The sequence below is a fragment of the Acidovorax sp. 69 genome (assembly GCF_002797445.1).
Lineage (GTDB): Bacteria > Pseudomonadota > Gammaproteobacteria > Burkholderiales > Burkholderiaceae_C > Acidovorax.
The window spans coordinates 3384221-3398837 of record NZ_PGEP01000001.1 but is presented as its reverse complement, the minus strand read 5'-3'; the positions used below and the strand labels follow the sequence as shown (position 1 = coordinate 3398837).

Annotated in this window: 15 protein-coding genes and 1 pseudogene; 12 read left to right on the top strand and 4 right to left on the bottom strand. The window is 65.5% G+C overall.

What is annotated here, in order from left to right; all coding sequences use genetic code 11:
- Positions 1 to 71: 71 nt before the first annotated feature.
- Positions 72 to 1184: a ferrochelatase gene (gene hemH, locus CLU85_RS15550; RefSeq protein ID WP_100411053.1), complete on the bottom strand. Its 1113-nt coding sequence runs from the start codon at positions 1182 to 1184 to the stop codon at positions 72 to 74.
- A gap of 151 nt (positions 1185 to 1335) precedes the next feature.
- Here hemH and CLU85_RS15545 point away from each other — a divergent pair, with 151 nt between their 5' ends.
- The 12 genes from CLU85_RS15545 to CLU85_RS15490 all read left to right on the top strand — a co-directional run bounded on the left by CLU85_RS15545 (position 1336) and on the right by CLU85_RS15490 (position 11829).
- Positions 1336 to 2007: an amino acid ABC transporter permease gene (locus CLU85_RS15545; protein WP_100411052.1), complete on the top strand. Its 672-nt coding sequence runs from the start codon at positions 1336 to 1338 to the stop codon at positions 2005 to 2007.
- A gap of 12 nt (positions 2008 to 2019) precedes the next feature.
- Positions 2020 to 2673 (top strand): amino acid ABC transporter permease, encoded by a 654-nt coding sequence (locus CLU85_RS15540; protein ID WP_100411051.1) that lies wholly within the window; start codon positions 2020 to 2022, stop codon positions 2671 to 2673.
- A 64-nt stretch (positions 2674 to 2737) separates the two neighbouring features.
- Positions 2738 to 3544 carry a transporter substrate-binding domain-containing protein gene (locus CLU85_RS15535; protein WP_100411050.1) on the top strand — a complete coding sequence of 269 codons (807 nt, stop codon included), beginning with the start codon at positions 2738 to 2740 and terminating at the stop codon, positions 3542 to 3544.
- Positions 3545 to 3580: 36 nt separating this feature from the next.
- On the top strand, positions 3581 to 4360 hold the full coding sequence (locus CLU85_RS15530) for an amino acid ABC transporter ATP-binding protein (RefSeq protein ID WP_100411049.1): 780 nt from the start codon (positions 3581 to 3583) through the stop codon (positions 4358 to 4360).
- A 57-nt stretch (positions 4361 to 4417) separates the two neighbouring features.
- A complete protein-coding gene (locus tag CLU85_RS15525; protein ID WP_100411048.1) occupies positions 4418 to 5161 on the top strand; it encodes a sugar phosphate isomerase/epimerase in 744 nt (247 codons plus the stop codon).
- On the top strand, positions 5158 to 6108 hold the full coding sequence (locus CLU85_RS15520) for a sugar kinase (protein WP_100411047.1): 951 nt from the start codon (positions 5158 to 5160) through the stop codon (positions 6106 to 6108). Before CLU85_RS15525 ends, CLU85_RS15520 begins: the two co-directional genes overlap by 4 nt.
- The gene (locus CLU85_RS15515; protein WP_198509202.1) at positions 6105 to 7124 is read left to right on the top strand and encodes a D-glycerate dehydrogenase; all 1020 of its coding nucleotides are present in this window, start codon (positions 6105 to 6107) and stop codon (positions 7122 to 7124) included. Before CLU85_RS15520 ends, CLU85_RS15515 begins: the two co-directional genes overlap by 4 nt.
- Positions 7121 to 8188: a LacI family DNA-binding transcriptional regulator gene (locus CLU85_RS15510; RefSeq protein ID WP_100411046.1), complete on the top strand. Its 1068-nt coding sequence runs from the start codon at positions 7121 to 7123 to the stop codon at positions 8186 to 8188. Before CLU85_RS15515 ends, CLU85_RS15510 begins: the two co-directional genes overlap by 4 nt.
- Positions 8189 to 8279: 91 nt before the next feature.
- A complete protein-coding gene (locus CLU85_RS15505) occupies positions 8280 to 8984 on the top strand; it encodes an HAD family hydrolase (protein WP_100411045.1) in 705 nt (234 codons plus the stop codon).
- 238 nt (positions 8985 to 9222) lie between these two features.
- The gene (locus tag CLU85_RS15500; RefSeq protein ID WP_100411044.1) at positions 9223 to 10068 is read left to right on the top strand and encodes a DUF2189 domain-containing protein; all 846 of its coding nucleotides are present in this window, start codon (positions 9223 to 9225) and stop codon (positions 10066 to 10068) included.
- Complete coding sequence (locus tag CLU85_RS15495) at positions 10065 to 10277, top strand: DUF2788 domain-containing protein (RefSeq protein WP_100411043.1); 213 nt, start codon at positions 10065 to 10067, stop codon at positions 10275 to 10277. The genes CLU85_RS15500 and CLU85_RS15495 overlap by 4 nt, the downstream gene beginning before the upstream one ends.
- Positions 10278 to 10578: 301 nt before the next feature.
- Positions 10579 to 11829 carry a FimV family protein gene (locus CLU85_RS15490; RefSeq protein WP_157803979.1) on the top strand — a complete coding sequence of 417 codons (1251 nt, stop codon included), beginning with the start codon at positions 10579 to 10581 and terminating at the stop codon, positions 11827 to 11829.
- A 108-nt stretch (positions 11830 to 11937) separates the two neighbouring features.
- Here the strand turns inward: CLU85_RS15490 and CLU85_RS15485 are convergent.
- The 3 genes and pseudogenes from CLU85_RS15485 to CLU85_RS15475 form a co-directional block, all read right to left on the bottom strand.
- Positions 11938 to 12079 (bottom strand): annotated as a pseudogene (locus CLU85_RS15485) (IS5/IS1182 family transposase); the annotation flags it as partial.
- A 30-nt stretch (positions 12080 to 12109) separates the two neighbouring features.
- Complete coding sequence (locus CLU85_RS15480; RefSeq protein ID WP_100411041.1) at positions 12110 to 13153, bottom strand: tripartite tricarboxylate transporter substrate binding protein; 1044 nt, start codon at positions 13151 to 13153, stop codon at positions 12110 to 12112.
- Between the two features lie 38 nt (positions 13154 to 13191).
- Positions 13192 to 14529, bottom strand: a complete 1338-nt coding sequence (locus tag CLU85_RS15475) for a sensor histidine kinase (protein ID WP_369858319.1) — start codon at positions 14527 to 14529, stop codon at positions 13192 to 13194.
- Between the last annotated feature and the right edge of the window lie 88 nt (positions 14530 to 14617).

Sequence of the window (14617 nt, the reverse complement as noted above, 5' to 3'; positions counted from 1 at the left end):
TAGTGCTATGTGCCCTGGTTGCTATCAAAAGTGTAGTGTTCGCTGTGGCGTCTGTTCCGGTGCGGCGACGGTCAGTGCGCCACCGGGCAGGCACCGGCTGGTGCGCCGCCCGCCAGCGCGTGGCTGCGTGCGTCGGCCAGCGCGGCGGAGGTGGGCGCCTCGGTGGGCCAGCCCGCCAGGTGTTGCTGGGCCACGCGGCTGAGCGCGGTGATCCAGTAGGGGTTGTCGTTCAGGCAGGGGATGTAGTGGAACTCCTGGCCGCCCGCGTGCAAAAACGCCTCGCGCACTTCCATGTTGATTTCTTCCAGCGTCTCCAGGCAGTCACTGGTGAAGCCAGGGCATACCACGTCTATCCGCCGTGTGCCCGCCTTGCCCAGCGCCTCGATGGTGGGCTGGGTGTAGGGCTCCAGCCACTTGGCTTTGCCAAAACGTGACTGGAAGGTGATGCGATAGCGCTCCTCGCGCAGGCCCAGGCGCTCGGCCAGCAGGCGGCCGGTCTTGCGCGCCTCGCAGTGGTAGGGGTCGCCCAGGTGCAGCGTGCGCTCTGGCACGCCGTGAAAACTCATGACCAGCTGGTCGGGCTGGCCGTGGGTCTTCCAGTGCGTTTCGATGGTGCGGGCCAGCGCGTCGATGTAGCCGGGGGCATCGTGATAGCGGTTCACAAAACGCAGCTCGGGCACGTTGCGCGTGGCGGCAGCCCAGGTGTAGACGGCGTCGAACACGCTGGCTGTGGTGGTGGCCGAATACTGCGGGTACAGCGGCAGGATCAGGATGCGTGTGGCGCCCTCGGCCTTTAATGCATCCAGCTGGCTTGCGATGGACGGGTTGCCATAGCGCATGGCGTGGCGCACCAGCACCGCGTGGCCCGCTTCGCCCAGCCAGCCGCGCAGCAGCGTGGCCTGCTTGGCCGTCCAGTGGGCCAGGGGCGAGCCCTCGGGCGTCCACACACTGGCGTATTTGGCGGCTGATTTGGCAGGGCGGGTGCGCAGGATGATGCCGTGCAGGATGGGCCACCACACCAGTCTGGGGATCTCCACCACGCGGTGGTCGCCCAAAAACTGCGCCAGATAGCGGCGCACGGCGGGGGCCGTGGGTTCGTCGGGCGTGCCCAGGTTGCACAGCAGCACCGCAGTGCGTTCGGCCTGGCCGTGGGTGTAAGGGGGTTCGGGGTGGAAAGAAGGCATGCGGCATTTTCACCCACGCGCCTGGCCGGTGTGGGCTGTGTGCTTTCTGACCTGCTCTGAGCCCCATTTCTCCAGGATGCGGGTAATCCCCGATGTGGTTATGAAACCGGTTTCATAAACTCGCACCACTTCGGAATAACGACTGTTCACCGTGAATTACCAGTTCCAGTTCGATGCCGTATTGGCCGCATGGCCCTTGTTGCTCAAGGGCACATGGATCACTGTGCAGTTGTCGCTCACGGCCACGCTGCTGGGGCTGGTGGTGGCCATCTTTTGTGCCTGGGGCAAGACAGGTGGACCGGGCTGGCTGCGGTTCTTGATCAATGCCTATATCGAGGTGATCCGCAATACGCCGTTTCTGGTGCAGTTGTTTTTCTTTTTCTTTGCGCTGCCCTCCATCGGGCTGCGCTGGTCGCCCTACACGGCAGCGTTGACTGCCATGGTGGTCAATCTGGGGGCGTATGCGGCAGAGATCGTTCGGGCGGGCATCGAGTCCATCCCCAAGGGGCAGATCGAGGCGGGCAAGGCGCTCAACCTGAAGCCCTGGGAGATCTTTCGCTTTGTCGTCCTCAAGCCTGCGCTCAAGGCCATCTATCCCGCGCTCACCAGCCAGTTCATTTTGCTGATGCTGAGTTCGGCCGTGGTGTCGGTGATCTCGGCCGACGATCTGACTTCGGTGGCTGCCAACCTGCAGTCGCAGACCTTCCGCAGCTTCGAGATCTACATCGTGGTGGCAGCCATTTACCTGTCGCTGGCGCTGTTGTTCTCGGCGCTGTTCAAGCTGATCTACCAGCGCGCCCTGAACTACCCCGACCGTCGCTAAGGAAACCAGACCATGCGTACTTTCGGACTCTCCGAGTTTTTATTCATCGTGCAGGCCGCGCAGTGGACGTTGGCGCTGTCCGCCATCGCTTTTGTGGGCGGTGCTCTGCTGGGCCTGGTGGTGGCGCTGTCGCGCACCTCTGAGAATGCTGTGGCGCGCAATGCGTCGCGGGTGTTCATCCAGGTGTTTCAGGGCACGCCGCTGCTGTTGCAGCTGTTCCTGATCTTCTTTGGCGCGCCGGTGCTGGGGTTTGACATTAACCCCTGGGTGGCAGCGGGTGTGGCACTGGTGCTCAACAGCGCGGCCTTTCTGGCTGAAATCTGGCGTGGCTGTATCGAGGCCGTGCCGCGCGGCCAGTGGGAGGCGGCCCAGGCCCTGAACCTCAAATATGTGGCGCGCATGCGGTTTGTGGTGCTGCCCCAGGCCTTCAAGATCGCGCTGCCGCCCACAGTGGGCTACACGGTGCAGATCATCAAGGGCACCTCGCTGGCCGCCATCATCGGATTCACCGAGATCACGCGGGCAGGCCAGATCATCAATAACGCCACCTTTCAGCCACTGCATGTATTCACCACAGTGGCCGCGTTGTACTTTGTGATCTGCTGGCCGCTGTCGCTGCTGGCGGCCCGCATGGAGCGCAAGCGTGCACGGGCGCTGGCGCGCTGACTTCGCCAGGCCCGCACTTTTCTTTTTCTGTTGTCCTTTCATACCAACCACCAGGAGACATGTCATGACCTTTTCCCTGCACCGCCGCACTGCCACCGCCGCTTTGGCCGCCTTGGGCCTGGGCGCCGCCCTCACGGCCTTTGCGCCACTGGCGTCGGCACAGACCGTGGCCGACATCAAGAAAAAGGGCGAGCTGACCATCGGCATGCTGGTGGACTTTCCGCCCTACGGCACCACCAACGCTCAAAACCAGCCCGACGGCTATGACGCCGACGTGGCCAAGCTGCTGGCCAAGGAGCTGGGCGTGAAGGCCAACATCGTGCCCGTCACCGGCCCAAACCGCATTCCCTTTCTGCTGACCAACAAGGTCGATGTGCTGGTGGCATCTCTGGCCGTCACGCCTGAGCGTGCCAAGCAGGTGCAGTTCTCGCAGCCCTACGCGGCCGCCACCATCGTGCTGTACGGCAAGACGGGCACCAACATCAAGAGCGCTGCGGACCTGAAGACCGTGCGCGTGGGCGTGGCGCGTGCCAGCACGCAGGACGTGGCTGTGACCAAGGCCGCGCCTGAGGGCACCGAGATCCGCCGCTTCGATGACGATGCATCGGCCATGCAGGCGCTGATCTCCGGCCAGGTGGATGCGATCGGCTGCTCGGTCACCGTGGCGGCGCAAATCGCCAAGCGCGTGCCCGCCAACACGTTCGAGAACAAGTTCAATCTGCTGCAGCAGGCCATGGGCATTGCCATGCGCCCCGGCCAGGACGAACTGGTGAAGACCGTCAACGACTTCGTGGCGCGCAACACGGCCAATGGCGAGCTGAACAAGCTGTACCAAAAGTGGCTGGGTGCCGACCTGCCCAAGCTGCAGTAAAGCCATAGCCAGACAGGACAGCACAAGGAGCCATTGATGAGCGACGCAGTCACGACCGCCCCCGGCACCCCGCCGATCATCCGCATGGAGGGGGTCAACAAGTGGTACGACAGCTTCCAGGTGCTCACCGACATCAACCTGTCGGTGCGGCCCGGCGAGCGCATCGTGATCTGCGGGCCATCGGGCTCGGGCAAGTCCACGCTGATCCGCTGCATTAATCGGCTGGAGACGGTGCAGAAGGGATTGATCGAGGTCGATGGCATTGAACTGACTGCGGGCGGCAAGAACGTGGATGCCGTGCGTGCCGAAGTGGGCATGGTGTTCCAGCAGTTCAACCTGTTCCCGCACCTGACCATTCTGGAAAACTGCACGCTGGCCCCCATGCGCTCGCGTGGCATGACCAAGGCCGAAGCCGAAGAGGTGGCCATGAAGTACCTCACGCGGGTGCGCATCCCCGAGCAGGCGCACAAGCACCCCAGTCAACTGTCGGGCGGCCAGCAGCAGCGCGTGGCCATTGCGCGTGCGCTGTGCATGGCGCCCAAGGTGATGCTGTTTGACGAACCCACCTCGGCGCTCGACCCCGAGATGGTCAAGGAGGTGCTGGACACCATGATCGGTCTGGCCGATGACGGCATGACCATGCTGTGTGTGACGCACGAGATGGGCTTTGCCCGCAGCGTGGCCGACCGCGTGATCTTCATGGCCGACGGCAAGATCTTGGAGCAGGCGCCGCCACAGCAGTTCTTTGGCCAGCCGCAGCACGAGAAAACCCGCCAGTTCCTGGGCCAGATCCTCAGCTCCCACCACGCGCACTGAACCTGCAGCGACTGCGTGGTAGCGACAGCCCGCACGGCGGGTTTGAAAGAAAACAACATGACGGTATTGATCTCCCTGTCCTCCTTCGGTGCGGCCGAAACGGGGCGCCATGGCCAGCTGTGGTGCACCGAGCTTGCCAAACACGCGGGTGCCGATGGCGTGGAAGTGCGTGGAGAGTTACTGCGCGACGCTGCCACGGAACTGCCCGTATTGGCAGGCCTTGCTGCGGTGTATTCCAGCCCGGAGGGCCTGTGGACCCTGCAGGGCCAGCTCGATGAAGCGGCCCTGGATCGTGGCCTGCACGCCGCGAAGGTGCTGCACGCGCCGCGCCTGAAGATGTCGATTGGCGGTTTTGGCACGCAGTCGCACGCATCGCTGCTGCGGCTGAAGATCCTGTTGCAGGCGCAGCCCGTGGAGCTGGTGATTGAAAACGACCAGACCGCTACGGCGGGAACCTTGTCCGCCATGCAGGCTTTTTTTGCAGCCCAGGCCCAGGCCGGACTGGATTTGGGCATGACTTTTGATATGGGCAACTGGCACTGGCAAGGCGAATGCCCGCTGCAGGCCGCCCAGGCGCTGGCGCCCTATGTGCGCTATGTGCATTGCAAGGGCGTGCAGCGCCTGCCCGCCAAGTGGGTGGCGGTGCCGCTGGCCGATTCGGTGGCGCCCTGGCGCGCCGTGCTACGCGCCTTGCCTGCCGATGTGCCGCATGCCATTGAATACCCGCTGGTGGGCGACGACCTGGTGGCCGTCACGCGCGAGCAGGTGGCCTTTATCCGCGCTGCACGGGAGGCTGCATGAGCGATTCAGCCTTCGACGTGGCACTGTTTGGCGAGGCCATGCTGCTGCTGGTGGCCAACGAGCCCGGCCCGCTGGAGAACGCCACCGGCTTCCACAAGCGCACGGCCGGGGCCGAGACCAATGTGGCCATTGGCCTCGCGCGCCTGGGCCTGAAGGTGGGCTGGGCCAGCCGCCTGGGCACCGACTCCATGGGCCGCGCGCTGCTTGCGGCCATGCGGGGTGAGGGCATTGATTGTTCGCATGTGGTGTGCGACGCCACGCAACGCACAGGTTTCCAGTTCAAGGAGCGCGTGACCGATGGGCGTGACCCGCAGGTCGAATACCACCGCAAGGGTTCGGCCGCCAGCCAGATGGGGCCCGCCGATGTGGACGAGCCCTGGCTGCAGTCCGCACGCCACCTGCATGCCACCGGCGTGTTTGCCGCCATCTCCGACACCAGCCTGCAGGCGGCCATCCGCACGCTGGAGGTGATGCGCGCCGCAGGCCGCACCATCTCGTTCGACCCCAACCTGCGCCCCACGCTGTGGTCGTCACCCGAGACCATGCGCCACTGGATCAACACCTTGGCGGGTTATGCCGACTGGGTGCTTCCGGGCATGGAGGAGGGCGTTTTCCTCACGGGTGAAACCACGCCCGAAGGCGTGGCGCGTTTCTACCGCGAGCGGGGCGCAAAACTGGTGGTGGTCAAGCTCGGGCCTGAGGGCGCTTACTACGACAGCGATGTGGCTGGCACGGGCCATGTGCCTGGTGTGCCGGTGGCGCAGGTGGTGGACACCGTGGGCGCGGGGGATGGGTTTGCGGTCGGTGTGATCAGCGCACTGCTAGAGGGCAGGCCTGTGCCCGACGCAGTGCGCCGTGGCGCCTGGATCGGCGCGCGCGCCGTGCAGGTGCTGGGCGATACCGAAGGCCTGCCATCGCAAGCCCAGTTGTTGGAGGCCGGGCTGTGACGCCATCGGCCCCGCCGCAAGGCCACGATGCCGTGCGCAAGCAGGTGCTGGTGTTTCGCGAGCTTCCGCCAGACCAGCTCGCGCGACTGCAGGCCGTGCATGACGTGACCGTGGCCAACCCGCGCAAGCCCGAAGAACGTGCCATTTTCGATGCTGCGCTGGCGCAGGCACAGGGGCTGATTGGCTCCAGCTTTCCGGTGGATGCCGCCTTGTTGGCCCGCGCGCCCCAGCTGGAGGTTGTGTCCAGCATTTCTGTCGGCGTCGACAACTACGCGCTGGACGTGTTGCAGGCGCGCCGCATTGTGTTGTGCCACACACCGGGCGTGCTCGACGAAACGGTGGCCGACACGGTGTTTGCCCTGCTCATGGCGACCAGCCGCAGACTGGTGGAGCTGTCGCAACGGGTGCGTGAGGGCCAGTGGACCCAAAACATTGGAGAAGACCTGTTTGGCAGCGATGTGCATGGCAAGACGCTGGGCCTGCTCGGATTTGGCCGCATCGGCCAGGCCGTGGCGCGCCGCGCGGCACTGGGCTTTGGCATGCCGGTGATCTACCACGCCCGCCGTCCGGTGGACCTGGCGACCCACGCGCCCGAGCTGCAGGGCAAGGCCATCCACACGCCGCTGCCCGCGCTGCTGGCGCAGTCGGACTTTGTGGTGGCCATGTTGCCGCTGTCGGACAGCACGCGGGGCATGGTCAATGCCGAACTGTTTGCGGCCATGAAGCCCGGTGCCATCTTCATCAACGGCGGCCGCGGCGCCACGGTGGTGGAGCAGGACCTGCTGCATGCGCTGGACCATGGCCCGCTGCGCGCGGCGGGGCTGGATGTGTTTGCCATCGAGCCGCTGCCGCCGGCGTCGCCGCTGCGTACCCACCCACGAGTGACCCCGTTGCCGCACATCGGCTCGGCCACGCACGACACGCGCCACGCCATGGCCGCGCTGGCCACCACCAATTTGCTGCAGGCGCTGGCGGGTGAGAGCCCGGCGGCGGTGTACAACCCGGCACAAGCATGAGCCAAATCACACCCGCCGCCGCGCGCACCCGACCCACCATTGCCGATGTCGCGGCCGAGGCAGGCGTGTCCAAAGCCACGGTGTCGCGCTACTTCAACCACCGTGAACGCCTGCTCAGCCCCGACATCGCGGCGCGTGTCGAGGCGGCCATCACCAAGCTGGCCTATGTGCCCAGCCCCATGGCCCAGGCGCTGAGCCACGGCCGCTCGCGCCTCATCGGCCTGGTGGTGGCCGACATCACCAACCCCTATTCGGTGGCCGTGCTGCGTGGCGCCGAGAAGGCTTGCCAGGAGGCGGGCTACCTGGTGATGTTGTTCAACCTGGGCAATGACCGCGAGCGTGAGCGGGCGGCCATCGACGCGCTGGCCAGTTACCAGGTGGACGGCTTCATCCTCAACACCCTGGGGCAGAGCGCGGGTCAGGCCGATGTCAGCACCCTGCATGGCAAACCCGCTGTGCTGGTGGACCGGCGCCACGCAGGACTGGCTGCGGATTTTGTGTCGCTGGACAACGAGGGCGCGATGCGTGATGCCTGTGACCACTTGCAGCAGCAGGGCTGGATGCACCTGCTGTACGTCACGCAGCCTCTGCTGGGCGTGAGCTCACGCGTTGAGCGCACGGCGGCCTTCCGTGCCTGTGTTGCCGCGCATGGAACACAGGTGCATGGCGACGTGCTGGAGATTGCTGCGGAGCAGTGCGAAGACGTGCTGGGCCAGGCGCTGGCGGACTTTCGCCAGCGTGCCCCGGGGGGCGAACGCTGCGCAGTCGTGGCGGGCAACTCGGTGGTGACGTTGCGCGTGGCGGCATCGGTGTCGCGTCTTGGTTGGACCTTTGGGCAGGAGTTGGGTTTTGTGGGCTTTGATGACCCCGAGTGGGCCCCGTTGATCCGGCCCGGCCTGAGCACCGTGGCGCAGCCCACCGATGCCATTGGCGCGCGCGCTGCCCAGTGCCTGCTGGAGCGGCTGGGCGGCCTGCAGGGTCCACCGCGAGAGAGCCTGTTGCCGGGGCGGCTCATTGTGCGCGGTTCATCGTTGGGTGCGCAGTCGCCAGTGTCGCCGGGCTGAGCCTTCGGGGGAGGGGCTGCGGTATGCTTTGCGGCCGCCGCCCGGCGTTCTGCCGAGCCCTACTCCGTGTTGTTTTTGCAGGTGCGATTTTGTGTTGAACCCTTCTCTGGACATCTCCCGCATCCGCGCCATTTCGATTGATCTGGACGACACCTTGTGGCCCATTTGGCCCACCATCACGCGCGCCGAAGCGGTGTTGCTGGACTGGCTCATACACCACGCGCCCGCCACGGCGGCGCTGTTTTCTAACACCGAGGCGCTGCGCGCCATCCGCAACCAGATGGTGACTCTGCGCCCCGACCTGCAGGGCGACCTGAGCGCACTGCGGCGCGAGTCCATACGTCTGGCGCTGACCCAGGCGGGCGACGAGCCCGCTCTGGCCGAACCGGCCTTCGATCTGTTCTTTTCCGAACGCCAGCGGGTCGAGCTGTTTGACGATGCGCATGACACGCTCGCGTTTTTGTCGGCCCGCTACCCTGTGGTGGCTGTGTCCAATGGCAATGCCGATGTGCACCGCATCGGTATCGGCCACTACTTTCGCCAGAGCATCAGTGCGTCGGAGTTTGGTGTGGCCAAGCCCGATGCGCGCATCTTCCATGCGGCGGCCAGTGCGGCCGATGTATTGCCCCATGAGGTTCTGCATGTGGGCGACGACGCTACCCTGGACGCGCAAGGGGCGCTGGAGGCGGGCATGCAGGCGGTTTGGATCAACAGCGCCAACCACCCTTGGCCCCACGCCACACTGCCACATGCCACGGTGGGCAGCCTCACGGAGCTGTGCAGACTGTGGGCCTGACATGGCGGCCCCCTCGTATCGCTTTCGTCGCCTTCCCCCGAAGGGGGCGACGCCCTTGCTCGGCATCTCTGGCTTGGCCCGCGCCAGGTTCTGGGTGGCGTGCAGCGACACACAGCCGGGTTGCGCGATGACGGGTTACCGAACTGCTTCTTGCCTCAGGTCAAGGTTTGGGCGTGCGGTGGTTGATGCTGCTGCCCTATGACGTCACACTCCACCGTCGCTGAGCGACCCCCACACCATGCCCCGTAATCCCCCCCCGATACCCGTCATCCGCACCATCGGCTTGATGCAGCCTATGACCTGGCTGGTGCTGGCCTGGCGCGATATGGCGCGGGCGGGATGGATCAGCTTTGCGCATGGTCTGGCACTCAGCCTGTTCGGGGCTGCTCTCTTTGCGGTGGGCCACCACCGGTTCTGGCTGTTGGCGGGGGCACTGTCGGGTTTTCTGGTGGTGGCGCCTGTGCTGGCCACGAGCCTGTATGCGCTCAGCCGCGCACTGGAGCGCCGCGAGCGCGCTGACCTGGGCGTGGTGCTCAAGACCTGGCTCAACTGGCAGAACAGCCATGTCAACAAATGGGGCAACGATTACTGGTGCATGGTGCAGTTTGGCGCCTTGCTCGCATTCGCTGCCTCGGGCTGGGTCATGACGTCAGCGGCACTTATCACACTGCTGGCGCCGGTGCCCATTGAGACGCCACTCGATTTTTTGCGCCATGTCGTGATGGCCCGTGATGGCTGGCTGTTCGAGATCTGGTTGGCGCTGGGCAGCCTCATGGCCGCACCGATTTTTGCATCCAGCGTGGTGGCGATGCCGTTGCTGTTGGACCGCCGCGCCACGCTCCTGCAGGCGGTGCTGACCAGCTGGCAGGCCGTGGTGGTCAATCCGCTGCCTATGGCGTTCTGGGCGGCGGTGATCCTGGGTTTCACGTTGCTGGGCCTGGGGTCGCTGCTGCTGGGTCTGATTGCCGTGATGCCCATGTTGGGCCACGCCAGTTGGCACGCCTACCGTGATCTGGTGGATGCCTCCAGCTTGCCGGAGCGGGACTTGGCCGATCCTGTTCGCACCCCTGGAGGGGCATCGTGATTTTTGGTTTTACCGAGGCGCAGATCTCGGGGTTCTTTCTCACCTACGGTGTGGGGGCGTTCATCCTCTACATGCTGTTCATCATCGGGCAGCTGGCGTGGGAGTCCAAGGCAGGGCGCTTTGGCACCTTCGTACTGTTCCTTGGTCTGGGCGTGGGGTTTTTGGGGTTCTTGGCGAAAATCATGATTCAGTGGTGGCTGGAGAAGTGATCAGGCGGTGGTGCTCACTGGTTACCGTGCCACGGATCACGCCATGACCCCCCCATCCCTCTGCGCACCCGCGTAGAAGCCCGCGCCTTCATCGAAACTGCCGTCCACACCGGTGCGCTGGCATTTGTGGATGCCTTGGCTGCCCTGGGTGAGGTGCGGTGGCTGCTTGCCCTGCCGGCTGCCGCTTCAAACGGGGGATACGGCCCTTTTTGGCCAAGATTTTTCACACATACGCATCCATTGCTTTCCGTATCATTATGTTTCATGTAGAAACGAATGGAAATGACTGGAGATGGTTGTGATGATTCGTAACTCGTTGATCGTTGTTTGCATGGGCTTGGCAGCGCCGGGGGCTGGGGCACTGTCCTTGGGGGCGCCCCAGGGGACGGTGTGGCTGGGAAAGCCCATCGACCTTGGTTTTGAAGTCCAGTTGGATCCGGGGATGTCGATGGATGCAATCTGCCCGCAGGCACGTTTGGTGTCGGGGGATCTTTCCGTACCGGCGGGTCGTGTCCAGGTGAGCGTGCAGCCGGGTGAACTGGGGCGCAACCCTGTGGTTCGGGTCCAGTCTTCGCATCTGGCGGACGAGCCCGTATTGACCGCCCAGGTGTCGATCAGTTGCATCGGCAGTTTCATGCGGGAGTACACCTTCCTGGCTGACCTGCCGATGTCTGTCGCGGGTGGTAATCGGCCCATCGCGATTCCGTGGGAGGGGCAGGCTTCGGGTGCCACATCTTCCTGGGCACTTCCAGGTGCCGCCGCAGAAAAATCGTTTCCAGGGGAGACAGTGGCTCCGCCGCCGCGCAAGGCTTCGGCCAGCGAGCGTGTGGCGCGCAAGGCGATGAAATCGTCTTCCAAACCCTTGGCGCGCAGTCCTTCAGACGCGGCGGTTGCAGCTGTGCCGAGCAGCAGTGGCGCGCAGCCGGAGGCCTCGATTCTCGCGCCCAAGGTGGCGGTCAAGGTTGAGGCAAAAAAAGCAAGCCCCGCTGCAGAGACGTCGCGGCCAGCGGTTGCTCCTGATCCAGCATCTGCTGCAGCGGCTCCGGCGAGGCCCCGGCTGGTGATGGAGCCGTTGGCGACGCTGGCTACGCCTTCGACGTCCGGGGACCAGGCTTCGTCGGGCGCTCCGGGATCGGGGGAGGCACTCCCCTCGATCGGCGTGGGTAATTCGCAGGACGCCGGTGGCGCCGAAGGGGAGCGTTTGCAGGCCCTGCAGACTGAAATCGAACGTATGCGTGAGCAAGCTGAGCAGGACCGCCAAGCCACCCTGGCAATGTTGACGCGGCTGGAGAAGATGGACACGGGGTACTTTCCAGCTTCCTTGGTATACGGCCTTCTTGCAGTGCTTGCGTTGACGATGATTGCGGCGGTTTTGGGCGTCATGCGCATGCGCCGCGCATTAAGCACGTCGAATGAGGAGTGGCGCAATACGCTCAATGCCTTTGCAGCGCAATCGTCTTTGCCCCGGCAGGATGGCGCGGAGCCTGCGCGCCAAGAGGCTTCGTCACCCAACCTGGGGCGGATGGTTGGCGCGGCAGTGTTGCCGGTTTAAGGTGCGGTGCAGGCTTATTAGTACCTGTCCAGGGTTTTTAAGGCCCGATCCGGCGGGATGCCGCGCGCGGCTCACTCCAGATTAAAAATGCGCGTGTACGTTGCGCTACCTGGGGAAGTCGCTGGGCAGCGTTCGCCACTGACAGCCGGTGCCCAGCAAGCACAGCACGGCACAAAACACCCCATACAGCGCTACGCTGCGCGGGAGGATGGTTTTTGCGGGCACCTTTCAACAATGGGCGGTGGCACAGATTCTTGGCGCAACGGACAGGCGACGGTCTTCATCTCGGCCAGGACCGCAGACCCAACTCCTGCGTCAGGCGACGGTAGTCAGCGACGCGGCGCTGCACATAGTCCTCCAGCGCGGCGCCGCTCAAGGCGAACGGGTGCAGACCATAGCGACTGCACAGCGCCGCGTAGCCCGGGGTTGCCTGGGCCTCCTGCAGTGCATGGGTCCATGCGCGCGCATCGGCGTCGGGCACGCTGGCGGCCATGTACAGGCCTCGCACGGTGGTCCAGACCAGGTCCAGGCCCTGTTCGCGTGCGGTGGGCAGCGCGGCCTGTGCGCCGGAAAGGCGCGCGGGGGCCAGCACCGCCAGGATACGCACTGGCAGTCCCTCGGCGGCGGCCTTCATGGCTTCAGCCGCATCGCCGGTGAAGATGTCGATGTGCCGGCCACCCAGGGCCTTGAGGGCTTCGCCACCGCCTTCAAACGACACGAAGCGCATGCGCTTGTGGTCTTGCCCCGCTGCGCGGACCAGCAGCGCGGCCTTCACCCAATCCTGGCTGCCCAGTGTGCCGCCAGCGCCGAACACCACGCGGGCTGAATCCTTTTGCAGTGCCGTGACCACGTCCTGCAGGCGCTGGTGCGGTGCGTTGTGGTGCACAGCCACCACGCCATAGTCGTTGCCCAGCGTGGCGATCCAGCGCACTGCGTTCAACGGATGTGGGCCAAAACGGCCTTGTGCGATGTTGAGCAGCGAGCCGCTGGAGAATGCCACCAGCGTGCTGGGGCCGCCCAGCCGCCCTGTGGCCACTTGATCGAATGCCACCGCGCCAATGCCTCCGGGCAGGTAGCGGGTGTGCAGCGGTGCCCGGCCGGGGCGCGCGGCCTGCAGGGCTTGTGCAGCCAGGCCGCAAGTCAGGTCAAACCCCCCACCGGGGCGTGAGGGCGCGATGCACTCGGCGGACTCTGTGGATGCGTCTGCCGCTTCGGCGAAGGGTGCCACCCCCGCACTGGCACTGGTCGCCAGAGCCAGCAGGGCCTGGCGGCGGCTCCAGCGTGCGGGCGAGGGGGGATCAGCGATGACTGTGCGGGGTGGCATGTTGCGGCACGAAGTTGTGGCGAAGGCAGGAGGTCGTGTCAGGACCGCGGCCACCAGAGTATCGCCAGAAGCCCCGGCCCTTCGGCACGCGCCTGCAGGCGCAGGCTGCCCTGGTGGCGTTCGGCAATGGAACGCGCAATGGCCAGCCCCAGGCCCGATCCACTCGCCGTCGCCTGCGACCCTCGCCGGTAGCGCTGGCCCAGTGCGTCGCGCTCCTCAGCGGGAAGGCCGGGGCCGTTGTCTTCCACGCTGATGCTCCAGCCCAGGCTGTCGCCCGCAGCCGACACGGTGACGGTGCCCTGGACCGGGGTGTAGGCAATCGCATTGGCCGCCAGGTTGGTCAACGCCTCGCGCAGCAGGCCACTGTCCCCCACGGACGCTATCTCGACAGGGGGTGTGTGAATGCCAAAGTCGATTTGCTTGGCTCGCGCCTGGGGCAGTAGCTCCAGCGCCACGGTGCGCAGCAGCGCGGTCAGGTCGAACGGAACAAGCTCTACGGCTGCAGTATCGCTGCGGCCCAGCGCCAGCAGTTGCTGCGTGCTGCGGGTGGCGCGTGCAATTTCGCCGCCGATGGCGGCCAACGTGTGTTGAACCTCGGTGGCATCGCCCTCACGCCGGGCGTAGTCGATCTGCATTTGCAGCGTGGTCAGGTGGGTGCGCAGCTGGTGCGAGGCGTCGTCCAGAAACTGCCGCTGCTGCGCCACCAAGTCCTGGGTGCGCGCCATCTGCTGGTTGACTGCGTCCACCAGCGGGCGGATGTCGGCGGGCAGGTCGGTGGGGGCCAGCGGTGTCATGTCGTCGATGCCTCGGGCTTGCACCTCGCGCGCCAGCCGTGCCAGGGGGCGCAGCGCAATGGCCAGCAGCGCTGCCGTGCCCAACACCATGAGTGCCAGCACCAGCGCATCGCGCTGCACGGCCCGGCGCACAAAGCGATCCGTGAAGTCCTGCCGCGAGCGTGTGCTTTCGGCCACCTGCACCAGCACGGTGGCCGCAGACTCCGCGCGGTCCAGTGCGCGGCGATAGGCCGCAAGCCGCACGGATTCGCCGAAGTAGGTGGCGTCGTAAAAGAGTGGTACCCCGGGCTTCAGCGGTCCCGGCGGGAGGGGCAGGTCGGCATTGCCCAGCTCCACAAGACCATCGGACGATGCCACCCGAAAGTACACGTTGCCGCTGGCCGTGAGTTCAAAGAATTCGAGCATGCTGTAGGGCAGCTCCGCCGACAGGCCACCCGATGCGGTGGAGATGTTGGCGTCAATCGATTTGAGCGCGCCCAGCAGCGATCGGTCGTAGGCTGCATTGGCGGCCTCCAGCGCGTCGTGCCGGGTCATCCACAGCTCCACCCCAGTCACCAGGGCCAGCAGCGGCAGCAAGAGCATGGCCAGCAGCCGCCACAGGCTGGCGCGGCGCAGGCGCTGGATCAGTGGCACAGCGCCCCCCCTTGCTGCGAGCTATCGCACGCTGCCC

Coding starts and splice junctions, on each gene's coding strand:
- hemH (WP_100411053.1), bottom strand. CDS start 1,184: ATGCCTTCTTTCCACCCCGAACCCCCTTACACCCACGGCCAGGCCGAA.
- CLU85_RS15540 (WP_100411051.1), top strand. CDS start 2,020: ATGCGTACTTTCGGACTCTCCGAGTTTTTATTCATCGTGCAGGCCGCG.
- CLU85_RS15535 (WP_100411050.1), top strand. CDS start 2,738: ATGACCTTTTCCCTGCACCGCCGCACTGCCACCGCCGCTTTGGCCGCC.
- CLU85_RS15530 (WP_100411049.1), top strand. CDS start 3,581: ATGAGCGACGCAGTCACGACCGCCCCCGGCACCCCGCCGATCATCCGC.
- CLU85_RS15525 (WP_100411048.1), top strand. CDS start 4,418: ATGACGGTATTGATCTCCCTGTCCTCCTTCGGTGCGGCCGAAACGGGG.
- CLU85_RS15520 (WP_100411047.1), top strand. CDS start 5,158: ATGAGCGATTCAGCCTTCGACGTGGCACTGTTTGGCGAGGCCATGCTG.
- CLU85_RS15510 (WP_100411046.1), top strand. CDS start 7,121: ATGAGCCAAATCACACCCGCCGCCGCGCGCACCCGACCCACCATTGCC.
- CLU85_RS15500 (WP_100411044.1), top strand. CDS start 9,223: ATGCCCCGTAATCCCCCCCCGATACCCGTCATCCGCACCATCGGCTTG.
- CLU85_RS15490 (WP_157803979.1), top strand. CDS start 10,579: ATGATTCGTAACTCGTTGATCGTTGTTTGCATGGGCTTGGCAGCGCCG.
- CLU85_RS15480 (WP_100411041.1), bottom strand. CDS start 13,153: ATGCCACCCCGCACAGTCATCGCTGATCCCCCCTCGCCCGCACGCTGG.
- CLU85_RS15475 (WP_369858319.1), bottom strand. CDS start 14,529: ATGCTCTTGCTGCCGCTGCTGGCCCTGGTGACTGGGGTGGAGCTGTGG.